Below are 22,606 nucleotides of genomic sequence, written 5' to 3'. Positions count from 1 at the left end.
TTTACCACCCCCCCGCGCGGGGCGGGGGCCGGGCGGGGCCCCTCCCGGCGCGCGGCCCCCCCCCCCCGGGGGGGGGGGCCCCGACGAGGGCGTAGCGTGCGCCGTGTGAACGAACCGATCTTCCGGGGGAAGGACAGGTTCAGTCCGGACCGGGCCGATCTCGCCTGTCGGCCGGCGCGCCCGGAAGGCCACCCCGCCCGGTGCGGAACCGTCAGGCCGTGGCCTGCCCGGCGCCGGGACGCTGGTTCTTCGCGTCGACGACGGCCCGGGTGAGGATGGTCGTGCGCTCCACGACGGTGCCGGGCTTGATGCCGTTGACCTCCCGGACCTGCACGCCACGGCTGCCGAGGTACTGGTGGCTGTCCCGGTCGAAGATCCACTCCGATCGCTCGCCGGTCTGGGGGTCGAGTCGCGCCAACGCGATGCCGTCGCGGCCGGAGGCGTCCTGCGCGTGCTCGACCACGACGACGCCCGGGATCTTGCCGGCGGCCTCGTAGAGCGAGGCGGCGAGGCCGGAGGGGACGAGCTGCTCGCGGATGATGGAGCCGATCTCGTTGAACGCCTGCTGGTCGTGGTCCCGGGTGCCGCTCACCGTCGAGTAGACGGACTTCAGGAACGCGTCGGGGTCGGCGGGTTGGGCCGCCAGCCACGTGTAGGACAGCTGCTTGCGGGGCTCGTCGTTGTCCAGCGTGATGCCGCCCTTGTCCTGGTAGCCCGGCTCGTCCAGCCAGCCCTTGGTGCCGTCGGGGGACTTCCACACCTCGCGGTCGTGCAGCGGCTGGACCCAGGTGACGGACTCCCCGGTGTCCGCGTTGTGACGGGTGGCCATGAAGGAGACCTGGCTCTTGATGTAGATGTACTGGCCCGGTCCGGGCTGGGGCGTGGTGCGCGCCGTCGCGGCGGCGGCGATCGCGTGGACCGTCGAGGCGAGCTGGACGGTGCTCCCCTCCTCGATCTGCACGACGGGTGCCTTGACCAGTTGCGGGGAGGCGACGGTGCCGGCCGAGTTGCTCAGGGAGACGACCAGGGCCAGGGCCGCGGCCGCGGCGACAGGCGCCGCGAAGAGGACGGTGCGGCGCAGCGGGCGCCGCCCCGGGGACGCCGCGGGGGCGTGGTCGGGCCGGTGGATCTCGCTCATCAGGTGCTCCTCGAGCAGGTCCTGGCGGTTGGCCGCCAGTTGGGGATCGGCCGGCGCCGGCAGCAGACGGGCCAGTTCCGCGTGGTCGAGCGGTTCGGTGCGCCGCCGCGAGTTGCGGATCATCGGTGCGTCTCCTGGTGCGGCCGGGCCGCAGTGCTGCGGCTGTCCTGTACTTGTCCGGGGATCGGGAGCGGTTCCGTGTTCTTCTTCGTGGCGCGCAGTTCCTCGGCCGCGAGTTTGCGCAGTCGGGTGCGGGCGCGGGAGAGGCGCGAGCGTACGGTGCCGACGGGTATGCCGAGGGTGGCTGCCGCTTCCGCGTAGCCGAGCCCGGACCAGACGCAGAGGGCGAAGACCTCGCGTTCGGAGCGCCGCAGGCGCCCCAAGGCCTTGTGGGCGGCCGCGAGTTGCTCGGAGTCGGCCATGCGGCCGACGAGTTCGTCGGCGAAGTCGGGGACCGGATCGGCCGCGGGCATGCGGGCCATGGCCGCGCCGTGGCGGCGGGCGGCGCGCGTCGTGTTGCGCAGCACGTTGACGGCGATGCCCATGAGCCAGGGGCGTGGACTGTCGCCCTCGTCGCGGAGCTTCCCGCGCAGGCGCCAGGCTTCGAGGAAGGTCAGCGAGACCACGTCCTCGGCGAGTGCCCAGTTTCCGGTCACGCGCACGGCGTGGCGGTACACCAACGAGGCGTGGTCCCGGAAGAGGTCGCGGAACGCTTCGGGGTTCCCGGCCCGGAGCCGGGAGTGCGGATGGTTCACGTCATGCCTTGTCCGAGCGGCGACACCGGTTCCCGTGACACGGGTCACCACCCGCGGCCGACACGAGCGTACGACTGCGGACCGAGGAGCTCGCGTTCCGGATTCCTGTGGGCTACTTCCTGGGGACGAGGGTGTTCTCGTTGGTGCGGCCGGCGGCGTGGTCGTCGATGTTGCGGGCGGTGGCGTCGATGATCTGGCCGACGGCGGTGCGGGTGAAGTAGGCCTGGTGGCTGGTGACGAGGACCTGGGGGAAGGTGACGAGGCGGGCGAGGGTGTCGTCGGTGATGCCCTCGATGGAGCGGTCGGTGAAGAAGACGCCGGTCTCCTCCTCGTAGACGTCGAGGCCGACGCCGGAGAGGCGTCCGGCGCGCAGGGTCTCGACCAGGGCGGCGCTGTCGACCAGGCCGCCGCGGCTGGAGTTGACGAGGATGGCGTCGTCCTTCATCCGGGCGAGGGCGGCGCCGTCGATCAGGTGGTGGGTGGCCGGGAGCAGGGGTACGTGGAGGCTCACCAGGTCGGCGCGGGTGAGGAGTTCGGGCAGTTCGGTGTAGTGCATGCCGAGGTCGAGACAGGCGGGGTTGGGGGCGATGTCCCAGCCGAGGAGTTCGGTGCCGAAGCCGGCGGCGATGCGGGCGAAGCACTCGCCGATCTTGCCAGTGCCGATGACGCCGACGGTCATGCCGTGGATGTCCCGGCCGAGCAGGCCGTCGAGGCGGAAGTCGAACTCGCGGGAGCGGTTGGCGGCCCGGGTGAGGCGGCGGTTGACGGCGAGCGCGAGGGCCCAGGCGTGTTCGGCGACGGAGTACGGGCTGTAGTGGGAGACCCGGGCGACGGTGAGGCCGAGTTCGGCGGCGGCGTCGAGGTCGATGTTGTTGAAGCCGGTGGAGCGCTGGGCGATCAGCTTCGTGCCGCCGGCGGCGAGGACGGCGAGGGTACCGGCGTCCAGGACGTCGTTGACGCTGCTGCTGACGGCGGGGTGGCCGACGGCGAGTGGGGCGGTGTCGCGGTTGAGGAACACGTCCAGGCAGCGCAGCCCGTGCCGGCCGGCGAAGGCCTGCTCCAGCAGCGGCCGCTCGTCGGCCTGTACTCCGTACGCGAGGATCTCCATGCCGGACACGCTAACGGCCGGGGCCCGCGGACGCCCGCCGGATGCGGCGGCCCGTCCCCGGGACGCGCCGAGGCCCCCGGACGGCGCGGTCCGGGGGCCTCGGGAGGGGCGGAGGGCGGTCAGATGACCGTCTCCGCCTCCAGGTAGCGGTCCTGCGGCACGGTCTTCAGTTCGGCGACCGCCTCGGCCAGCGGCACCAGGTTGATGTTGGTGCCCTGCAGCGCGGTGATGTGCCCGAAGGCGCCCTTGTGGACGGCCTCGACGGCGTGCCAGCCGAAGCGGGTGGCGAGCACCCGGTCGTAGGCGGTCGGGGTGCCGCCGCGCTGGGTGTGGCCGAGGATCACCGGGCGGGCCTCCTTGCCGAGGCGGTGCTCCAGCTCGCGGGAGAGCTGGGTGGCGATGCCGGTGAACCGCTCGTGGCCGTAGATGTCCTTGGTGCCCTCCTCCCAGTGCATGGTGCCGGGCTCGGGCTTGGCGCCTTCGGCGCAGACCACGATGGCGAACTTCTTCTGGCGGTCGAAGCGCTCGCGGACGACATCGGTGAGCTTGTCGATGTGGAACGGGCGTTCCGGGACGACGATGGCGTGGGCGCCGGCCGCCATGCCCGCGTTCAGCGCGATCCAGCCGGTGTGCCGGCCCATGACCTCGACGACCATGACCCGCTGGTGGGACTCGGCGGTGGTCTTCAGCCGGTCCAGCGCCTCGGTGGCCACCGAGACGGCGGTGTCGAAGCCGAAGGTCACGTCGGTGGCGGCGATGTCGTTGTCGATGGTCTTCGGCACCCCGACGATCGGCAGGCCCGCGTCGCTCATCAGCTTGGCGGCCTTGAGGGTGCCCTCGCCGCCGATCGGGATGACCGCGTCGAGGCCGAGGTCGGAGCAGTACCGCTTGGCCCGCTCGACGCCGTCCCGCAGGTGGCTCGGCTGGACCCGGGAGGAACCGAGGATGGTGCCGCCCTGGGCCAGGATGCCGCTCACCGAATCCAGGGTCAGGGGGCGGTGGTGGCCCTCCAGGAATCCGCGCCACCCGTCCTCGAACCCGATGATCTCGTCGCCGTGGTCGACCACCCCCCGGTGGACCACGGAGCGGATCACCGCGTTCAGGCCGGGGCAGTCACCGCCGCTGGTCAGCACTCCAATACGCATTAGCTTTGCAACTCCCGAGCAGAACCGAGGAACGGCCGGACTACAGGCTGGGACGACGAGCCGTCACCGTAACGGGGCGCTCCCACGCCGCGATGGCGGGGAGGTGGCCGTGGGGTGAAGGACCGGCCGATCCGGACAGAACGCCCGAAAACGGCCGTGAAGTCGAGCATACGGCCCCTGGTCCGGCCGGGCAGGAGCCGACGCGGGAGCGGCGCCGTCGGCGCCCCCGCGCGGAATTGCAGCCTGCTGCCGAGGAGGGTGTGCAGTAGGCAGCCCCATTGTGGTACTTCCGGGGCCACCCGCGGACCGGGTGACCGCATGGCGGGCACCCGGCCGGGGCGTACCGGACGTACTACTGGGGGCGCGTCGCGGCCGCGATGCGCTCGGCGCGCAGCGCGTCGTACCAGGTGGTGTCGGCCGGCGGCAGGGCGTTGACGTCCAGCGCCAGCTTGAGCAGCATGTCGGCCACGGCGGGGTTGCGGGCCAGCACCGGGCCGTGCAGGTAGGTGCCGAACACGGTGTCCCGCCAGGCGCCCTCGGTGCCGTCCCCGGTGCCGTTGCCCCGGCCGACGGAGACGGTGGCGAAGGGCTGCACGCCCTGGCCGAGGTGGGTGACGCCCTGGTGGTTCTCGAAGCCGGTCAGCTGCGGCAGGCCGAGTCGGGGGTCGACGTCGGCGAGCACGTCGCCGACGCAGCGCTCGCCCTCGCCGCGGGCGGTCCAGACGTCGAGCAGGCCCAGGCCCGGCTCGCGCTCGCCGAGGTCGTTGATGAACTCGTGGCCCATGATCTGGAAGCCGGCGCAGACGCCGAAGATGATCGCGCCGTTCTCGGCGGCCCGCACCAGGCCGCTGTCGGCGCGCAGCCGCTCGGCGGCCAGGCGCTGCGGGCGGTCCTCGCCGCCGCCGATCAGGTAGATGTCACCGCTGGTGGGGATCGCCTGGTCGGAGCGGACGTCGATCCGGGTCACGTTGAGGTGGCGCTGGCGGGCCCGGCGCTCCACGACCAGGGCGTTGCCCCGGTCGCCGTAGGTGCTGAGCAGGTCCGGGTAGACCCAGACCACGCGCAGGCTGCTCTCACTCATCCTCGAAGGCCTTCCGTCACGTCAAGACTGGTGTGCGGGCGCGGCATCAGCCGGCCACGACCTTCCGCAGCTGCTGGAAGGCGGTGTAGTTGGCGATGGCCTCGATCCGGCCGGGCGGGGCCATCCGGACGGCCTGCTCCAGGGTGTCGACCACGTGGAACTGGAGTCCGGCGACCTCCAGGCGGACGGCCAGGTCCAGCTTGCGCTGGCCCATCACGAAGACCGGGTGCCCGGCGAGGCGCTCGTAGTCGACGTCCCACAGCCAGGAGGTGTCGGTGCCGTCGGCGTCGAGGGCGTTGACGGAGAGGATCACCGGGGCGGGCGGGCCGTCGATCAGCGAGAAGGTCTCCAGCCAGCCGGCCGGGTTCTTGGCCAGCAGCAGGCGGATGTCCCGGCCCTGGTACTGGACCACGTCGTAGCGGCCGGCCACGGCGGCCACCGAGCGCATCCGCTCCAGGGCGACCTGCGGGGCGACGCCGAAGACGGCGGCGACGGCGGCCGAGCTGGTGGCGTTGGCCAGGTTGGCCCGGCCGGGCAGCTGGAGCTGGATCGGCCAGGCGCCGCGCTGCGGGTCGATCACGTGGGTGCCCTGGAGCGCCCAGTGCGGGTTGGGCCGGCGGAAGCCGCAGTCCTGGCAGAACCAGTCGTCGCCGGGGCGCTGCATCACACCGCCGCAGGCGGGGCACGACCAGGCGTCCTCCTTCCAGGCCTGTCCGGCGGCCACCCAGACCACCTTCTTGCAGGAGGAGGCGGCCCAGGTCACCAGCGGGTCGTCGGCGTTGGCGATGACCACGGCCTCGGTGTTCTGGAGGCCCTCACGCCACTTCTCGGCCATCATCCGGGTCTCGGCGGCGCGGTCGAGCTGGTCGCGGGAGAGGTTGAGCAGGGCGATCGCCTTGGGGCGGGTGTCGCGGGCGACCATCGCCAGGTACTTCTCGTCGACCTCGATCACGCCGAAGCGGGCGTCCGTGCCGCCGGCGAGGGCGGAGGTGATGCCGGCGGGCATGTTGGCGCCCAGGGCGTTGGAGACCACCGGGCCGGCGGCGCGCAGCGCCTCGGCGATCAGGCGGGTCGTGGTGGTCTTGCCGTTGGTCGCGCTGACCAGGACGACGTCGAGGTGGTCGGCGAGGGTGGCGAGCAGGTCGGGGTCGAGCCTGAGGGCGACCTTGCCGCCGATCACCGAGCCGCTCCCGCGTCCGGCCTTGCGCGACACGGCGGCGGCGACCCGCCCGGCGGTCACCGCGATCTTCGCGCGGGCCGGCAGCGAGGCGTCGCGTGCGCCTGTGGGCTCCGATTCGGTGCCTGCCATGCTCAGTGGTTCCTCCTTGCTGCGGCACCGCTCGCGGCCGGATAACGGGCCGTCGGGCGGCGGGGACGGGGGTCAGCCTACCGACTCCGTCGCCCGGCCGGACGATCCGGACCCCGTGCCGCCTGCTGCGACGCGTTCGCGGGTGCGGCTGAGGGCCCGTCGAGGAGGGCGGTGTACGGAGCGACCCCGGGGCTTCGGCCCCGGCCGAGCCCCTACTCCTTGACGACGTTCCACGGGCACCGCCGGGTTCCCGAGGTGCCCGGGTAAGGATCTGGTGAAGAAATGATCAGCGGCCCGGACGGCGGGCACAGTCGGCCGGATCACCGGCGGCCAACGTGGCGGTGATCACCAGGGTGCCGTCCTCGGCCAGGAAGTCCAGCGGCGCGTCCAGCCGGCGCATCGCGGCGATCAGCCCGGTGTTGGTGCCGTGGGTCACCGCGTACACCGTCCGTACGTCGGCCGACCGGGCCGCCGCCGACAGCCGCCGCAGCAGCGCCAGACCCAGCCCGTGGCGCTGCCAGGCGTCCTCGACCAGGACGGCCAGCTCGGCCTCGCCGTCGTCCCACATCAGGTGCCCGAGCGCGACGAGCCGCCCGTCCGGGGCGGCCACCGCGAAGCTGCGGCCGTGCCGGGGGTCCAGCAGGTGGTCCAGGTAGCGGCCGGCGTCGCGGACCGGGCCGTGGTAGCGCTGCCGCAGCGAGGCGGGGGAGCAGCGGCCGTGCATCGCCAGCGCCGCCGCCCGGTCGGCCGGCCCGGCCGGGCGCAGCAGCAGCCCGGTCCCGTCCGGCAGGGACAGCCGGGACGGGGCCTCCGGTGTCCGGACGGCGCGGGTCGCGGGCGGGTGCGGCCGGACGGTCCGGTACGGCCCGCCGGTGAGCGCGGGCAGCCGGGTGGCCTGGCCCTCGGGCGCCGCGCACCTGCGGTCGGACCTGCGGAAGGGCCGGTGCCAGAGCCGTTCGGGGCGTGTGCGTGATGCCTTCATGCCGCCGACGCTACCGACGGTGCGCTTCCGTTCGGTTACGTGATCGTGAACGCGTGAATGCCCCGGGGCGTGGTCGGCGGGGTGGGACCGGGCGGGCCCCGGCCCGGGACCGCGGGCCGTCCGGCCGGGACGGTGTCGGCGCAGGTCACGGCCGGTGCCTCAGGCGGGTGGGACGGCGGGCGGTCGACGGTGGGTTGCGTCCCGGTGCTCCTGGTGAGCAGGAGGCCGGGCCCCGTACGTCCACGTACCGAAGGCCGTTCCCATGCGTGACACCCCGTCCGTCCCCACCACCACCGACACCACCACCACCGCCGCCCCCGTCGTCCCCGTCGTCCCGCACGCCCGCCGCGCTCCGGCCGGCACCGCGCTCACCGGCCTGCTCGACCGGCAGGCGCGCCTGCGGCCCGACGCGCCGGCCGTGCTCGGTGCCGGCGGCGGCCTCACCTTCCAGGAACTCGTCGGGACCGCCCGCCGGCTGGCCGAGCGGCTGCGCAGCCTGGGCGCCGGCCCGGACGGCTGCGTCGGCCTGTACGTCGAGCCGTCCGTCGAGCTGGTCGCCGGAGCCTGGGGCGTGCTGTACGCCGGGGCCGGCTACCTGCCGCTGTCGCCCGAGTACCCCGAGGACCGGCTCCGCTACATGATCGAGGACAGCGGCACCAGGATCGTGCTCACCCAGGCACACCTGCGCGAGCGGCTGGCCGCGCTGGCCCCGGCCGGGACGGCGGTCCTCGCCGTCGAGGACGCTCCGCCGCCGCGGGACGCGGAGGGGCGGGAGGCCGTCGAACCGGAGTCGCTGGCCTATGTGATCTACACCTCGGGCAGCACCGGCCGGCCCAAGGGCGTGATGATCGAGCACCGCTCGGTGGTCTCCCAGCTGCACTGGATGCACTCCGCGGGCCACCTCGACCCCGAGGTCACCGTGCTGCAGAAGACCCCGATGAGCTTCGACGCCGCGCAGTGGGAGATCCTCGCCCCGGCGGTCGGCGCCCGGGTGGTGGCCGGCACCCCCGGCCTCCACCGCGACCCGGAGGCGCTGGTCGCCGCCGTCCGGCGGCACGGGGTGACGGCGCTCCAGTGCGTGCCGACCCTGCTCCGGGCGCTGCTGGACACCGAGGGCTTCGCCGGTTGCACCGGCCTGACCAGGCTGTTCTCCGGCGGCGAGGCGCTCTCCCGGCGGCTCGCCCGCGACCTGGGCCGGGCCCTGCCGCAGGCCGCCCTGGTCAATCTGTACGGCCCGACCGAATGCACCATCAACGCCACCTCGCACCTGGTGGACCCGGCCGATCCGGCCGACGGCGCCGGATCGGTGCCGATCGGGCGCCCGGTGGCCGACACCGAGTGCTACGTCCTCGACGAGGAGCTGGTGCCGGTGGCCGCCGACGGCGTGGGCGAGCTGTACATCGGCGGCGTCCAGCTGGCCCGCGGCTACCTGAACCGGCCGGAGCTGACCGCGGAGCGGTTCGTCCACTCCCCGTTCGCCCCCGGCGAGCGGCTGTACCGCACCGGCGACCTCGTGCAGTGGAACCCGGACGGCACCCTCCAGTTCGCCGGCCGGGTGGACAACCAGGTCAAGCTGCGCGGGTACCGGGTCGAGCTGGACGAGATCGCCCGCGCGATCGAGGAGCACACGTGGGTGCGCCGTGCGGCCGCCGTCGTCACCGAGGACGGCCGCACCGGGCACCCGAACCTGGTCGCCTGCGTCGAGCTCAACCCGCGCGAGGCCGCCCTGATGGACCAGGGCGTCCACGGCGGCCACCACCAGTCCAAGGCCAGCAAGCTCCAGGTCAAGGCCCAGCTGTCCGACCCGGGCCTGCGCGACCGGGACCGGCTGGCGGGCCGCGAGCGGGTCGAGCTGCCCGGCCGGAAGGAGACCGCGGCCCAGCGCCGGGAGGTCTTCGCCCGCAAGACCTACCGCTTCTACGACGGCGGCGCGGTCACCCGGGACGACCTCACCGCGCTGCTCGCCCCGCGCCCGGCCGGCACCTTCGGCCGTGACCCGGAGCTGCTGAGCCTGCCCGAACTCGGCCGCGTCCTGCGGTGGTTCGGCCAGTTCCACAGTGAGGAGCGGCTGCTGCCCAAGTACGCCTACGCCTCGCCCGGCGCGCTGTACGCGACCCAGCTGTACCTGGAGACCGGCGGCCTGGACGGGCTCGCGGCCGGGCTGTACTACTACCACCCGGTCGAGCACGTCCTGGTCCGGATCGGGCCGGCCGGGACCCGGGCCGAGGCGTACCTGACGCTGCACTTCTCCGGGAAGCACGGCGCCGTCGAACCCGTCTACCGCAACAACATCCGGGAGGTGCTGGAGTTCGAGACCGGCCACATGCTGGGCGTCCTGGAGGAGGTGCTGCCCGAGTACGGGCTGGACGTGCGTCCGCTCGGCCTCGACCCGGCCGTCAAGGACCGGCTGGACGTCGCCGGGGAGGACCACTACCTGGGCGGCTTCGCGGTCGTCCGGGCCGGCGGCCCGGCCCGGGCCGAGCGCACCGAGCTGTACGTCCAGGCCCACCAGGACCGGGTGGACGGCCTGCCGGGTGGCCTCTACCGGTACGCCGAGGGCGAGTTGACGCACGTCTCGGACGAGGTGGTGGAATCCCGGCACGTGATCGCGATCAACCAGGCCGTCTACGCCCGGGCCGCGTTCGGCATCACGGCCGTCGGCCGCGCCGAGGAGGAGTGGCTGGAGTACATCGCGCTCGGCGCGGTGCTGCACCGCCTCCAGCGCAACGGCCTGTCCCTGGGCTTCATGTCCTCCGGCTACAGCTCCAAGTCCGGCCACCCGCTGCCCGCTTCGCGGCGCATCGACGAGATCCTGGCCGGCCTCGGCATCACCCCCGGCCCGTCGTACTTCTTCCTCGGCGGCAGGGTGAGCGAGGAGCAGATCAGCAGCGAGGGCATGCACGAGGACACCGTCCACATGAAGGGCCCGGCCGAGATCATCAAGGACGAACTGGCCACCCTGCTGCCCGACTACATGCTGCCCAACCGGGTGCTGGTGACGGACGCCCTGCCGCTCACCGCGAACGGCAAGGTGGACCTCAAGGCGCTGGCCGCCTCGGAGGCCGTCCGCACGGCCGACGTGCGCGGCGAGTACGTCGCCCCGGCCACCGGGTACGAGCGGTGGCTGGCCGAGGCCTGGGGGCGGGCGCTGAGGTACGAGGACGCCTCGGTGACGGACGAGTTCTTCGCCGTCGGCGGGAACTCGCTGATCGCCGTCGCCCTGGTCCACCGGATCAACCGGGAGTTCGGCATCGCCCTGCCGCTCCAGGTGCTCTTCGAGTGCCCCCGGCTGGGCGAGCTGGCCGCGCGCGTCGAGCGGGCCTGCGGTGAGGACGGCGCGGGCAGGGCAGGAGCCGCCGGTTCGCGGCTGATCCGGTTGCACCCGGGACGGGCCGACCGGGCGGTGTTCTGCTGGCCCGGACTGGGCGGCTACCCGATGAACCTGCGGCTGCTCGGCCGGGAGGCGAGCGGGGACCGGGCCTTCTACGGCATCCAGGCGCACGGCATCAACCCGGGCGAGACGCCGTACCCGACCATCCGGGAGATGGCCGCCGCCGACGTCGCCGAGCTGCGCCGGGTGCGGCCGCGGGGGCCGTACACGCTGTGGGGCTTCTCCTTCGGCGCCCGGGTCGCCTTCGAGGCGGCCTGGCAGCTGGAGCGGGCCGGGCAGCGGGTGGAGCGGCTGCTGCTGATCTGCCCGGGCAACCCGAAGGTGCGCCGGGCCGACGGCGAGCGGTGGGGCCGCGAGGCCTCGTACGCCAACCAGGGGTACCTGACCATCCTGTTCGGGGTGTTCACCGGCCGGATCAGCGGCCCCGAGCTGGAGCGCTGCCTGGCCGACACGGTGGACGAACCCACCTTCGTGGCCTCCGTGCACCGGATGCTGCCGGAGCTGGACGAGGAGCTCATCCGGCGGATCACCGGGATCGTCGGTGAGACGTACGAGTTCGAGTACAGCTTCCGCGAACTCGCCGAGCGGCGGCTGGACGCGCCGGTGACCGTCTTCAAGGCCGCGGGCGACGACTACTCCTTCATCGAGGGCAGCACCGGCTACTCGGCCGCCCCGCCCACCGTGGTCGACCTGGCCGGCGACCACTACGGGGTGCTGCGGGAGCACGGGGTGGGCGAGCTGGCCGCCGCGATCCGGGAGGTGGAACGGACGGTCCCCGGGGAGCTCCCGGACCGCTGATCGGATGATGTGGACACGCTCACGGACGGCCCAGGATCCGTGAGCGGGGAAGCCCCTTCGGATAGGGATGGCTCGGCTTTCCGCCGATCCCGACTCCCTACCGAAGGGGCTTTCCGATGTCCGTCCAGTCGTCCGTCCAGTCGTCCGTTCCGCGATCCGTTCCGCGATCCGGTCCCCGGTCCGTTCCCCGGTCCGTTCCCCGGTCCGTGAAGAACTCCGCACTGGCCACGGCCTGTTGCGCCCTGCTGCTCGCCCTGCCGCTCGCCCTCGCCCAGCCGGCTGCGGCCGCCGCCGAGCACAACGGTCCCAAGACGCCCGAGGAGGCCGCCGCCTGCCACCAGGTGCTCGCCACCCTGCTCGGCGGCTTCGGGCCGATGCTCGGCAACGCCGTGTGCGTCGTGCAGCCCGCCGACCAGGGCTGACGCCTCCCGGGAATCCGCCGGCGGCGGCCGCCCTCCTCGGGCCGCCGCCGGCACCACCGGTGCTTCGGGTGGGCGTGTGCTGCCCGTGTCATCCGGTGGCCGTCGTGACCGGCGCGACCACCCGACCGGCCCAGCGGGGGCGGGCCGGCCATGGCGGGCGGGCGGGTGCCGGGCCGAGGATGAGCGGGTGGGGGCGAGAAGGGAGCAGGACCGTGAAGGAGTTCCTGGTCGAGATCACCACTGCCGTACCCGAGGGCACCGCCGAGGAGGAGGTCGACCGGCGGCGCGCCGCCGAGGCCGTCCGGGCCCGTGAGCTGGCCGGCACCGGCCACCTGGCCAGGCTGTGGCGCCCGGTCGGCGAACGGCGCAGCCTCGGCGTCTGGCGGGCGGCCGACGAGGCGCAACTGCGTGCGGAGGTGCTCGGCAGCCTTCCGATGTGGCCGTGGATGACCGCCGTGGTGACCCCGCTCGAACCCCACCCCAACGACCCTGGCCCGGCCTGAGGCGACGGCTCAGGCGATGCGGGTCGGCGCGTCCTGGAGGGTGTGGCCGGTGGTGGTCAGCAGCGCCGTCAGAACGGCCGGGGTCACCGAGTGCTCGGTGCGGAGGAAGAGCTCCTGGGGGTGGAGGGAGAGCAGGGTGATCCGGTGGTCGGCGAGGGTGGTGGGGGTGTGGGCGAGAACGGTGGTGCGGACGCGCCAGAGGGTGGTCGGGGGCGGGGCGTGCGGGGACACCCAGGCGTGCAGGAGGGTGACGGCGAGCAGGGCGAGCGCGGAGCCGACGAGGACGGCAGGGCCCTCGGGGCCGTGGACGACGACCTTCGCGATCAGGTCGGCGGCGGTGACGGACAGGAAGACGGCGGCGAGTTCGACGGTGTCACGGCGCCAGTGGCGGGTGCGGCGGGCGCGGGGACCGGCGGGGGCGCGGAAGGCGTCGGGGGAACCGGGGGCACGGCGGGGAGAGGGCTTCGAATGCTCCATGCCGCCACCGTGCCCGACCGGTGTTTCCCGGTCGGGCATCCGTCGTGACCAGCCGGTTACGGTCCGCGCCGGGCTGTTACGGGAGGAACGCGCGGGGCCGCCCCGGGAGGCCGGACGGCGTCCGGCGGCCTACCCGAGCAGCTCGCGGGCCGCGGCCCTGACCTCGGCGAGCAGGAGGTGGAGGTCGGCCTCCGTCGTGGCGGCGTTGAGGAGGCAGGCGCGGAGCATCTCGGCGCTGCCGAGGCGGGCGCCGGTGACGAAGACCCGGCCGCGCCGCTGGACGGCGGCGGGGAGGTCGCGGTTGAGGGCGTCGCGCGCGGCCTCGTCCAGGCCGGGGGCGCGGTGGCGGAACGCCACGATCGAGGTCTGCACCTCGGCGATCAGCTCCAACTCCTCGTCGTCCTGGACGAGTTCGCCGAGCCGGCGGGCCAGCGCGGTGCACCGGGCGATGTCCCGGGCGAGGCCGGCGCGGCCCTTGTGGGCGATGGTGGCCCAGACCTTGAGGGCCCGGAAGGGACGGGTCTGCTCGGTGCCGTACTCGGAGAACCAGCCGAGCGCGCCGGCCGCCTCGTCGCGCAGGTAGGACGGGACGAGGCTGAAGGTGCCGCGCAGCTCCTCGGTGTCGCGGACCAGCGCGCAGCCGCAGTCGACCGGGACGCCGAGCCACTTGTGCGGGTCGAGGGCGAGCGAGTCGGCCCGCTCCAGGCCGGCGTAGCGGTGGGCGATGGCCGGGTCGAGCCGGCCGAAGGCGCCGTACGCGCCGTCGACGTGCAGCCAGAGGCCCTGCTCCTCGCAGAGGTCGGCGATCGGGCCGAACGCGTCCACCGCGCCGGTGCCGACGGTGCCCGCCGAGGCGACCACCAGGAAGGGCAGCAGGCCGGCCGCGCGGTCGCGCTCGACGGCTGCCCGCAGGTCGGCGGTGTCCAGCCGGCCGTCGGGGCCGGTGGCCACGGTGCGCAGGTGCCTGCTGCCGAGGCCGAGGAGTTCGGCGGCCTTGCGGACGCAGGAGTGGGTCTCGCCGGTGACGTAGCCGACCAGCGGCGGCAGGCCCGCCAGGCCCTCCTCGCGGACGTCCCGGCCGGCCCGCCGGGCGGCCCGGTCGCGGGCGGCGGCGAGGCAGACGATGGTCGCCATCGAGGTGCCGGAGGTGAGCAGGCCGCCGCCGGCGGGGTGCGGGAAGCCGACCAGCTCGGCCGTCCAGCGGACCACGGCGCGCTCCAGGTGGACGTCGGCGTGGTCGCCGCCGGCCGAGCTGGGGTTCATCGCGGAGGCGGCGAGGGTGGCGAGCACTCCGGCGGGGGCGGGGGCGGAGTTGACCCAGCCGAAGAAGCGCGGGTTGCCGTTGCCCATCGGATACGGCAGGACGTCCCGCCCGATGGCGCCGATCAGCTCGTCGAGCGGGCGGCCCTCGGTGGGCAGCGGGGCGTCGCGCAGGGCCCGGCGGGCGGTCTCGTCCATGGGCTGCCAGACCGGGCGGCCGGGCAGTTCGGCGAGGTAGTCGGAGACCAGGTCGGCGGTGGCGTGGGCGGCGCGGCGGAAGTCGGTGCCAGGGAGGTCGGTGCCGGGGAAGTCCTCGGTGGTCATGGCGTGCTCCAGGGAGGCCGGGGGACGGGCTGGGCGAGGCGCGGCGTCCTTGGCGCACCCTGATCAGGCGATGATCGGGCGATCTTACGCATGAGGGCCCGCGCCGTGCGGCGCGGGCCCTCATGCCGGGACCGGGGTGTCGGTCGGGAGACCGGGGTGTCAGTCCAGCGAGCCGGACAGGCCGCTCGCGGAACGGCAGTAGCCCTGCATCTCCTTGTTGGTGATCTTGGCGCAGAGCCGTCCGGCCGCGCCCCCGTCGGTGTAGTTGACCGTGTAGTAGCTGACCAGGCCCTCGGCGCAGGCCTTGCGCTGCCAGCCGTCGGCGGCGGTGGCGCACTGCTCGGCCGCCCAGTCCTCGCGGTCCAGGTTGTACTTCATGGTGCGCGAGCCGACACCGCGGCTGCAGTCCACCGCCCCGCCGCTCGCCTTGCCGTTGAGGCACCACTTGAGGGCCTCGGCGTAGACCTCGGGGTGGTTCGGGTAGTCGTGCGAGGACAGGTAGAAGGTCGGGGCGTAGAAGAAGCAGGCGGACTGGAACAGCGACGGCTGGTCCTTGCACGGGTAGAGCGGGTCCTGGGCGAGCTTGTCGGCGGGCAGGTTGGCCTTGGCCTGCTCGTCCTCCTCGTCCGGGCCGAAGAGCTGCATGAACAGGCCCTCGGAGCAGCGGATCCGGTTCTGGTCGGAGGGGAACTTGTTGCACAGGTCGCGGGCCTTGGCGACGTCCTGCTTGACCACGAACATGGTGCCGTGGCCGACGCCGTGGATGCAGGGGCCGCTGTTCTTGGGCGCGCAGAGCTTGAGCAGGTCGGTCTCGGGCTGGGCGGAGGCGTTGAGCATCTCCTCGACCGCGCCGTGCAGGTAGCCGGCCGCGCAGGTCTCGTGCGGGAAGGAGATGACCTTCTGGAAGTCGGCGTTGAAACGCTTGACCGCCGCGTGGCCGAGCTCGTGCGCGATCGGGTGGCAGAAGCGCACGGTGTACGGCTTCTCCTTGGTGATCCTGTCGAGGTCGGCCAGGGCGACGCCGGGGTCGGTGGCGTCCATCTCGGCCATCAGCTTGTTGCGCAGCGTGGAGCGGGTCCACACCGCGGGGTCGCCGGTCGGGGTGGCGCTCGCGGGCCCGGCCGCGGCCGGCCGGGCGCCGGTGGCGGGGGCCCCGGGGGCGACGGCGGCGGGGGCCGCGCCGGACGCCGCGGGCGACCAGTCGGTGACGGCCACCGATCCCAGGCCCAGGACGCCCAGGAGCAGGGCGGTGAGAATCGCGAAGACTCGCGGCTGCATGACGGGATCCCCCGGCGGATCGAGGTGAACGTTTCGCTCCCATCCTGACGGCAGATGAGCGGTTAATCCGCGAATTCGCCCGCCATTCGGGAGGTGTCGGCGACGCTATCGCACGGTCGGACCGCCGGGACCGGCGGGATGCTCCCCCTCACAATCACCCGGACGGAGTATGGGGGCGCGGGCGCGGGCCACTGCGCCGTCCGAGTGGTGGTACCCGCGCCCCGGTGCCCCGCGCGCCGCGTTCGGGGGCTCCGGCGTCCTCCTCGCGCCGCCGTTTCCGGGGCTCCGGTGTTCTCCTCGCGCCGCTGTTTCCGGGGCTCCGGCGCTCACGGCCCCGGTGGTCGGGGCGCCGCGCTGGGCCCGTTCACAGCTCCAGCGTCACCTGGTAGTCCGTCAGCCAGGCGTCGAAGTCCAGTGCGAGGTCGACGGCCAGCCGCACGGACTGCGGGTCGGTGTCCGGGGCGAGCGCGTCGGCGAGGCGCCGCCGGTCGAGCAGGTCCAGGGCCGGGGAGGTGCGCTCGGCGGCGAGCCGGGCGAGTTCGGCGCGCAGTTTCGCCGGGTAGTGCGGGTCCGTGGTGACCGGGTACGGGCTCTTCGGCCGTTCGGCGACCGCGGTCGGCAGCACGTCCCGGACGGCGGCGCGCAGCAGGCTCTTCTCCCGTCCGTCGAAGGACTTCATCGCCCACGGGGCGTTGAAGACGTACTGGACCAGCCGGTGGTCGCAGAACGGCACCCGCACCTCCAGCCCGTTGGCCATGCTCATCCGGTCCTTGCGGTCGAGCAGGATGCAGACGAAGCGGGTCAGGTTGAGGTACGAGATCTCGCGCATCCGGCGTTCCACCGGATCCGCCGCCGGCAGGTGCGGGACCTCGGCGATCGCGTCGCGGTAGCGGGCCCTGCGGTAGCCGTCCAGGTCGAGCTTGCGGAGCAGTTCGGCGTCCAGGAGGTGTTCGCGCGGGGTGGCTCCGCCGCCGGCGATGCCGGTGAGGCCGAGGGCCCAGGGGAAGTCCTCGACGGCGACGGTCTTCGGGTCGTGGAACCAGCGGTAGCCGCCGAAGAGCTCGTCCGCGGACTCGCCGGACAGCGCGACCGTGGAGTGGCGGCGCACGCCCCGGAAGAGCAGCAGCAGCGAGGTGTCCATGTCGCCGACGCCGTTGGGCAGGTCACGGGCGCGCAGCACGACGGAGCGCCGGGACGGGTCGGTCAGGTCGGCGGCGTTCAGCTCGACGACGCTGTGGTCGGCGCCGACGTGCGCGGCGAGCAGCCGGGCGAACGGGCCGTCCTGGGTCTGCCGGACGTCGTTGGCGTGGAAGGTCTCGCTCTGCCCGGCGAAGCCGACGGAGAAGGAGCGCACCGGGCCGGCCCCGGCGGCGCCCAGTGTCCGGGCGGCGAGGGCGGTGACGGCGCTGGAGTCCAGGCCGCCGGAGAGCAGCGAGCAGAGCGGGACGTCCGCCTCCAGCTGGCGGTGCACGATGTCGTCCAGCAGGGCCCGGACGGTGGCGACGGTGGCCTCCAGGCTGTCACGGTGCTCGCGTGCCTCCAGCGCCCAGTAGCGGCGGACCGACAGGCCCTCCCGGCGCACCCGGACGACGTGCCCGGGCCGGACCTCGTGGATGTCCCGGTACGGGGTGAGGCCGGGGGTGCGGGTGTAGCCGAGCAGTTCGCGCAGCCCGTCCAGGTCCACCACCGGGCGGACGGAGGGGTGGGCGAGCAGGGCCTTGACCTCGGAGCCGAAGATCACGCCGTCCGGGGTGCGGTGGTAGTACAGGGGTTTGACGCCCATCCGGTCGCGGACCAGCAGCAGCTCCTCGCGCCGGACGTCCCAGACCGCGAAGGCGAACATGCCGTTGAGCCGCTCGGCCAGGTGCTCGCCCCACTCCAGGTAGGCGCGCAGCACGACCTCGGTGTCGCTGCGGGTGCGGAAGCGGTGCCCGGCCGCCTCCAGTTCGGCGCGCAGTTCGCGGTGGTTGTAGACCTCGCCGCTGTAGGTGAGCACGGCCAGCGTCCGGCCGTCGTGCTCGGCCGTCATCGGCTGGACGCCGCCCTCGATGTCGATCACCGCGAGCCGGCGGTGGCCGAGCGCGGCGTGCGGCTCCAGGTGGACGCCGCCGGCGTCCGGGCCGCGGCGGACCTGGGTGGCCGTCATCGCGTCGAGGACACCCCGTTCGGCGGTGAGGTCGCGCTCGAACGCGACCCATCCGGTGATCCCGCACATCAGCAAGCCTCCGGTCTTCCGCTTCGTGTTCAGGGGGTCACGCTACGTGCGGAGTTGGTGCCGCTTCAAGGGGCCTTCGGGAACGGGGGTGATCGGGTGGCCGTTCGGCGGTCGAATGTGAAGAAGGAGTGAATCCAGTCTGAAAGTCGTAATGTCTGCCCGATTTCGGGCAGAAACTTTGGCTTCGGCGGGCCAGCCGACCTAGGCTCCTCACTCGTGCCGAGCTCACCCCACCCCCACGAAGACCTCCTCGCCCACCTCACCCGGACCAGCCCGCTCGGGCCCCGGGAGGCGGCGCGGGTCGTGGCGGAGGTGCTGGCGTACTTCTCCGAGAGCACCGAGGACTACGTGCGCCGCCGCCACACCGAGCTCCAGGCGCGCGGACTGACCAACGAGCGGATCTTCGCCCGGCTCGCCGAGGAGCTGCCGCAGCGCCGGGTCTCGGCGCCGGAGCTCTCGGCCCGCCAGCTGCGGCGGATCGTCTACGGCTGAGCCGTCGTTCCCGACCTTCTGAAGACCTCGAAGAGGAGACCACGCATGTGCGGAATCGTGGCCTACATCGGCCCCAAGGATGCGACCCCCTTCCTGCTGGAGGGGCTGGCGCGGCTGGAGTACCGCGGCTACGACTCGGCCGGCGTCGCCGTCACCGGGCGCAGCGGCGGGATCAAGCTCCGCAAGGTGAAGGGGCGGGTCGCCGACCTGGCCGCCGCCGTGCCGGCCCGGTTCAAGGGCACCACCGGCATCGGCCACACCCGCTGGGCCACCCACGGCGTCCCCAGTGACGCCAACGCGCACCCGCACCTGGACAACGCCGAGCGGATCGCCGTCGTCCACAACGGCATCATCGAGAACGCCGACGAGCTGCGCGCCAAGCTCACCGCCGACGGCGCGGTGTTCCGCTCCGAGACCGACACCGAGGTGCTCGCCCACCTGATCGCCGCGAACGTCGCCGAGGGCGTCGAGCTGGAGGACGCGGTGCGGGCCGCGCTCGCCCGGGTGGTCGGCACCTACGGCATCGCGGTGCTCGACGGCGAGCGGCCGGACCGGATCGTGGTCGCCCGCAACGGCAGCCCGATCGTGCTGGGCATCGGCGAGAAGGAGATGTTCGCGGCCTCGGACGTCTCCGCGCTGGTCCGCTACACCCGCCAGGTCGTCCACCTGGAGGACGGCGAGCTGGCCACCGTCCGGGCCGACGGCTTCCGCACCTTCACCGCGGACGCCCGCACCACGCACCGCCAGCCGTCCACCGTGGACTGGGAGGTCGACTCCTACGACACCGGCGGCTTCGAGCACTTCCTGCTCAAGGAGATCCACGAGCAGCCCGGCTCGGTCGAGCGCACCCTGAGCGGCCGGCTCGACGAGCGCTTCGCCACCGCGCACCTCGGCGGCCTCAACCTGGACGCCCGGGAGCTGCGCGAGATCCGCCGGGTGAAGATCCTCGGCTGCGGATCGGCCTACTACGCGGGCGAGATGGGCGCGCAGCTGATCGAGGAGCTGGCCCGGATCCCCGCGCACAGCGAGCCGGCCTCGGAGTTCCGCTACCGGAACCCGGTGATCGAGGCGGACACCCTGTACGTGGCGGTCAGCCAGTCCGGCGAGACCTACGACACGCTGGCCGCCGTCCAGGAGGTCAAGCGCAAGGGCGGGCGGGTGCTCGGCGTCGTCAACACCGTGGGCAGTGCTATCGCCCGAGAGTGTGACGGCGGTATCTACCTGCACGCCGGTCCGGAGGTCTCGGTCGCCTCCACCAAGGCGTTCACCTCCACCGTGGTCGCCTTCGCGCTGCTCGCCCTGCACTTCGGGCGCATCCACGACCTGTCGCCCGCCGACGGGCGCCGGATCGTTTCGGCGCTCCAGGCGCTGCCGGACCAGATCCGCGAGGTGCTGGAGCAGAGCGAGGCCATCGCCCGGCTCGCCGCCGAGTACGCCGACTCCACCGGCATGATGTTCATCGGCCGGGTGCGCGGCTTCCCGGTGGCCCGCGAGGGCGCGCAGAAGCTCAAGGAGATCTCCTACGTCCACGCCGAGGCCTACCCGGCGAGCGAGCTCAAGCACGGCCCGCTGGCGCTGATCAGCCCCGAACTGCCCACCGTGGCACTGGTTCCGGACGACGAGCTGCTGGACAAGAACCTGACCACGCTCGGCGAGATCAAGGCCCGCTCCGGGCGGATCATCGCCGTCGCCCACCGGCGGCCGGAGGAGAAGCTCGCGGACCACTGCATCCTGGTGCCCAAGAGCGAGCCCGAACTGGACCCGCTGCTGCTCAACATCCCGCTCCAGCTGTTGGCCTACCACGCCGCCGTCGCCCTCGGCCGCGACGTGGACAAGCCGCGCAACCTGGCGAAGAGCGTGACGGTGGAGTAGGGCCCCTCGCGGCGGGCGCCCCGGGAGCGGGGCGCCCGCATCGGACCCGCGGGTCCCGGTCGCTGTGCGGACGGCCGGGGCCCGCGTTCTCTCCGTGCGTGCTTTCAGAACACCGAGCACCCGGAGAGGGTGGTCAGGGTGTCCAGGGCGGCGACCGCGGCGACGGAGTTGCCGGCCTGGTCCAGGCGCGGGCCCCAGGCGCAGACGGCGGCGCGGCCGGGGAGTATGGCGAGGATGCCGCCGCCGACGCCGCTCTTGCCCGGCAGGCCCACGCGGAAGGCGAACTCGCCGGCCGCGTCGTAGGTGCCGCAGGTGAGCAGGACGGCGTTGATCCGCTTGGTCTCGCTGCGGGACATCAGCCGGGTGCCGTCGGCACGCACGCCGTAGCGGGCGAGGAAGGAACCGGCCAGCACCAGGTCGCGGCAGCTGGTGGCCACGGCGCAGTGGGCGTAGTAGTGCTCCAGCACGGTCTCGACCGGGTTCTGCAGGTTGCCGTGGCTGGCGATGAAGTGGGCCAGCGCGGCGTTGCGGTGGCCGTGTTCGGCCTCCGAGGCGGCGACCACCGGGTCGGTGTCGAGCAGTGGGTTGCCGGACTCGCGGCGCAGGAACTCCCGTACCGCGCCCGAGGCGTCGCCGGTCATGGTCTGGAGGCGGTCGGTGACCACCAGGGCGCCCGCGTTGATGAACGGGTTGCGCGGGATGCCGTGCTCGGTCTCCAGCTGCACCAGGGAGTTGAACGGGTTGCCGGACGGCTCGCGGCCGACGCCCTGCCAGAGCGCGTCGCCGCCGTACGCCACCGCGAGGGCGAGCGAGAACAGCTTCGAGACGCTCTGGACGGAGAACGGCCGCTCCCACTCCCCGACGCCGTGCAGCTCCCCGTCGACGGTGGCGACGGCCATGCCGAAGGCCTCCGGGTCGGCGGTGGCGAGCGCCGGGATGTAGTCCGCCACCCGGCCCCGGCCCGCGGTCGCCCGGGCGGCCGCCTCGGCGGCCTCCAGCAGCACCGGCCAGTCCAGGATCTCCCCGCCGGGCACACCGTTCAACGCTTCTCCTCCACCGGCACCGACCGCGGACAGCACCGGGACCGGCAGCGGACACGGGCGGGACCGGTCGCGCGGTGCGGGGGCGTCCGGTCCGACCAGGATTATCCGTGTTCCGGACGCGGCCCCGGTACGGGGGTCGGGCGCGGGCGGGTCACGGCGCGTCGGTGGGGGCCTGGACGGGCGGGCCGGTGAGCAGGGTGCCGGAGTCCGAGTACGGCAGGCCGTTGGGGACGCAGCCGTGCAGCCCCTTGATCTGCTGCATCATCACCGGCGCCGGGGCGTCCGGGCCGGGGCAGTCGACGTGGCCGTTGCCGAGGATGTGGCCGACCTCGTGGTTGACGGCGAGCGCGTGGTACAGCTCGGGCCGGCCCTGGTAGAACTCGGACAGCTCGGTCCAGCGCTTGAGGTTGATGACCACCTGGTGGGTGACGCCGCAGTTCACCCAGCCGCCGGTGTCCAGCCCGTACTGGCCGCAGATCCGGTCGGTGGACCTCGGGGTGGCCAGGTAGACGGTGAAGTCCACCGGGTCCGCGGGCACCCGCTGGAACGAGACCGTGCCGCCGGCCGCCCAACCGTGCCGGACATCGCCCAGGACGGCGTCCACCTCGGCCGCGAACTGCGCCGGGCTCTCCGCGATCCCGTCCTCCACCCGCACCTTGTAGCGGTACAGGCGCTCGCCGGTGCCGAAGCGGGCCGAGCCGCCGGACGCGGTCGTGAACGCCAGCCGGTCCCCGTCCCCGTCGCTCCACGGCTGCCACCAGAGCAGCCCGGCGGTCAGCGCCGCGGCCAGCGCGAGGGCGAGGGCGCCGTGCCGGGGCTTGCGGCGGCGGAGCCGCGCGAGCGCCCTCAACGGCCCGCTCCCGCCGCGTCCGGGTGCGCGCGACCGGCCTCGGCGAGGCGGGCGGACTCGCCGCGCAGGGCGTCGTGGGTCATCGGGAGGGCGGTGGTGTCCGGTCGGTCGTGGATCGGGGCCAGAGTGGACATGGCGGAGGTGCTCCAGGACGGGATCGGCG

At 73.6% G+C, this 22,606-nt stretch carries 18 protein-coding genes; 5 read left to right on the top strand and 13 right to left on the bottom strand.

Features of this window, described 5'->3' with window-relative positions; translation table 11 throughout:
• Window positions 1–211: 211 nt before the first annotated feature.
• The 7 genes from ACWGKU_RS32910 to ACWGKU_RS32880 all read right to left on the bottom strand — a co-directional run bounded on the left by ACWGKU_RS32910 (window position 212) and on the right by ACWGKU_RS32880 (window position 7,518).
• Complete coding sequence (locus ACWGKU_RS32910; protein ID WP_452180306.1) at window positions 212–1,261, bottom strand: CU044_5270 family protein; 1,050 nt, start codon at window positions 1,259–1,261, stop codon at window positions 212–214.
• Window positions 1,258–1,893: an RNA polymerase sigma factor gene (locus ACWGKU_RS32905; protein WP_452180305.1), complete on the bottom strand. Its 636-nt coding sequence runs from the start codon at window positions 1,891–1,893 to the stop codon at window positions 1,258–1,260. Before ACWGKU_RS32905 ends, ACWGKU_RS32910 begins: the two co-directional genes overlap by 4 nt.
• Window positions 1,894–2,005: 112 nt before the next feature.
• Window positions 2,006–3,001, bottom strand: a complete 996-nt coding sequence (locus tag ACWGKU_RS32900) for a 2-hydroxyacid dehydrogenase (RefSeq protein WP_452180304.1) — start codon at window positions 2,999–3,001, stop codon at window positions 2,006–2,008.
• Between the two features lie 119 nt (window positions 3,002–3,120).
• Window positions 3,121–4,146, bottom strand: coding sequence for a 6-phosphofructokinase (locus tag ACWGKU_RS32895; protein ID WP_359898455.1), 1,026 nt, complete (start codon window positions 4,144–4,146; stop codon window positions 3,121–3,123).
• A gap of 352 nt (window positions 4,147–4,498) precedes the next feature.
• Window positions 4,499–5,227: a type 1 glutamine amidotransferase gene (locus ACWGKU_RS32890; RefSeq protein ID WP_359898456.1), complete on the bottom strand. Its 729-nt coding sequence runs from the start codon at window positions 5,225–5,227 to the stop codon at window positions 4,499–4,501.
• Window positions 5,228–5,273: 46 nt separating this feature from the next.
• Window positions 5,274–6,536 carry a MurT ligase domain-containing protein gene (locus tag ACWGKU_RS32885; protein WP_359898457.1) on the bottom strand — a complete coding sequence of 421 codons (1,263 nt, stop codon included), beginning with the start codon at window positions 6,534–6,536 and terminating at the stop codon, window positions 5,274–5,276.
• 286 nt (window positions 6,537–6,822) lie between these two features.
• Window positions 6,823–7,518, bottom strand: coding sequence for a GNAT family N-acetyltransferase (locus ACWGKU_RS32880; RefSeq protein WP_452180303.1), 696 nt, complete (start codon window positions 7,516–7,518; stop codon window positions 6,823–6,825).
• Between the two features lie 262 nt (window positions 7,519–7,780).
• On the opposite strand from ACWGKU_RS32880, the gene ACWGKU_RS32875 reads away from it, so the two are divergent.
• From ACWGKU_RS32875 to ACWGKU_RS32865, 3 genes are all read left to right on the top strand, one after another.
• On the top strand, window positions 7,781–11,707 hold the full coding sequence (locus ACWGKU_RS32875; RefSeq protein WP_452180302.1) for a non-ribosomal peptide synthetase family protein: 3,927 nt from the start codon (window positions 7,781–7,783) through the stop codon (window positions 11,705–11,707).
• A 206-nt stretch (window positions 11,708–11,913) separates the two neighbouring features.
• The gene (locus tag ACWGKU_RS32870) at window positions 11,914–12,129 is read left to right on the top strand and encodes a hypothetical protein (protein ID WP_401045508.1); all 216 of its coding nucleotides are present in this window, start codon (window positions 11,914–11,916) and stop codon (window positions 12,127–12,129) included.
• Between the two features lie 212 nt (window positions 12,130–12,341).
• Entirely contained in the window at window positions 12,342–12,632 is a 291-nt protein-coding gene (locus ACWGKU_RS32865) for a muconolactone Delta-isomerase family protein (RefSeq protein ID WP_401045506.1), read from the top strand.
• A 9-nt stretch (window positions 12,633–12,641) separates the two neighbouring features.
• On the opposite strand, the gene ACWGKU_RS32860 is transcribed toward ACWGKU_RS32865, so the two are convergent.
• The 4 genes from ACWGKU_RS32860 to asnB form a co-directional block, all read right to left on the bottom strand.
• Complete coding sequence (locus ACWGKU_RS32860) at window positions 12,642–13,109, bottom strand: hypothetical protein (RefSeq protein WP_452180301.1); 468 nt, start codon at window positions 13,107–13,109, stop codon at window positions 12,642–12,644.
• A 129-nt stretch (window positions 13,110–13,238) separates the two neighbouring features.
• Window positions 13,239–14,693, bottom strand: coding sequence for a pyridoxal phosphate-dependent decarboxylase family protein (locus tag ACWGKU_RS32855; protein WP_401052031.1), 1,455 nt, complete (start codon window positions 14,691–14,693; stop codon window positions 13,239–13,241).
• Between the two features lie 159 nt (window positions 14,694–14,852).
• Complete coding sequence (locus ACWGKU_RS32850; RefSeq protein WP_452180300.1) at window positions 14,853–15,971, bottom strand: hypothetical protein; 1,119 nt, start codon at window positions 15,969–15,971, stop codon at window positions 14,853–14,855.
• Between the two features lie 364 nt (window positions 15,972–16,335).
• Entirely contained in the window at window positions 16,336–18,186 is a 1,851-nt protein-coding gene (gene asnB, locus ACWGKU_RS32845; RefSeq protein ID WP_401052026.1) for an asparagine synthase (glutamine-hydrolyzing), read from the bottom strand.
• Window positions 18,187–18,402: 216 nt separating this feature from the next.
• Between asnB and ACWGKU_RS32840 the strand changes: the two genes are divergently transcribed.
• Window positions 18,403–18,678, top strand: a complete 276-nt coding sequence (locus ACWGKU_RS32840; RefSeq protein WP_359898466.1) for a hypothetical protein — start codon at window positions 18,403–18,405, stop codon at window positions 18,676–18,678.
• Window positions 18,679–18,723: 45 nt separating this feature from the next.
• Window positions 18,724–20,550 carry a glutamine--fructose-6-phosphate transaminase (isomerizing) gene (gene glmS / locus ACWGKU_RS32835; RefSeq protein WP_359898467.1) on the top strand — a complete coding sequence of 609 codons (1,827 nt, stop codon included), beginning with the start codon at window positions 18,724–18,726 and terminating at the stop codon, window positions 20,548–20,550.
• A gap of 104 nt (window positions 20,551–20,654) precedes the next feature.
• Here the strand turns inward: glmS and ACWGKU_RS32830 are convergent, their stop codons facing one another.
• Together ACWGKU_RS32830 and ACWGKU_RS32825 are read right to left on the bottom strand one after the other, a co-directional pair.
• Entirely contained in the window at window positions 20,655–21,566 is a 912-nt protein-coding gene (locus tag ACWGKU_RS32830; RefSeq protein WP_380540712.1) for a glutaminase, read from the bottom strand.
• 178 nt (window positions 21,567–21,744) lie between these two features.
• Window positions 21,745–22,443 (bottom strand): DUF3152 domain-containing protein, encoded by a 699-nt coding sequence (locus ACWGKU_RS32825; RefSeq protein ID WP_452180299.1) that lies wholly within the window; start codon window positions 22,441–22,443, stop codon window positions 21,745–21,747.
• Window positions 22,444–22,606: the final 163 nt, after the last annotated feature.

This window comes from Kitasatospora sp. NPDC054768, assembly GCF_053612025.1.
The sequence above is the reverse complement of the archived record's forward strand: the minus strand, read 5'-3'. Positions and strand labels throughout refer to the sequence as shown.

Coding starts and splice junctions, on each gene's coding strand:
- ACWGKU_RS32910 (WP_452180306.1), bottom strand. CDS start 1,261: ATGATCCGCAACTCGCGGCGGCGCACCGAACCGCTCGACCACGCGGAA.
- ACWGKU_RS32900 (WP_452180304.1), bottom strand. CDS start 3,001: ATGGAGATCCTCGCGTACGGAGTACAGGCCGACGAGCGGCCGCTGCTG.
- ACWGKU_RS32895 (WP_359898455.1), bottom strand. CDS start 4,146: ATGCGTATTGGAGTGCTGACCAGCGGCGGTGACTGCCCCGGCCTGAAC.
- ACWGKU_RS32890 (WP_359898456.1), bottom strand. CDS start 5,227: ATGAGTGAGAGCAGCCTGCGCGTGGTCTGGGTCTACCCGGACCTGCTC.
- ACWGKU_RS32885 (WP_359898457.1), bottom strand. CDS start 6,536: ATGGCAGGCACCGAATCGGAGCCCACAGGCGCACGCGACGCCTCGCTG.
- ACWGKU_RS32880 (WP_452180303.1), bottom strand. CDS start 7,518: ATGAAGGCATCACGCACACGCCCCGAACGGCTCTGGCACCGGCCCTTC.
- ACWGKU_RS32875 (WP_452180302.1), top strand. CDS start 7,781: ATGCGTGACACCCCGTCCGTCCCCACCACCACCGACACCACCACCACC.
- ACWGKU_RS32860 (WP_452180301.1), bottom strand. CDS start 13,109: ATGGAGCATTCGAAGCCCTCTCCCCGCCGTGCCCCCGGTTCCCCCGAC.
- ACWGKU_RS32855 (WP_401052031.1), bottom strand. CDS start 14,693: ATGACCACCGAGGACTTCCCCGGCACCGACCTCCCTGGCACCGACTTC.
- ACWGKU_RS32850 (WP_452180300.1), bottom strand. CDS start 15,971: ATGCAGCCGCGAGTCTTCGCGATTCTCACCGCCCTGCTCCTGGGCGTC.
- asnB (WP_401052026.1), bottom strand. CDS start 18,186: ATGTGCGGGATCACCGGATGGGTCGCGTTCGAGCGCGACCTCACCGCC.
- glmS (WP_359898467.1), top strand. CDS start 18,724: ATGTGCGGAATCGTGGCCTACATCGGCCCCAAGGATGCGACCCCCTTC.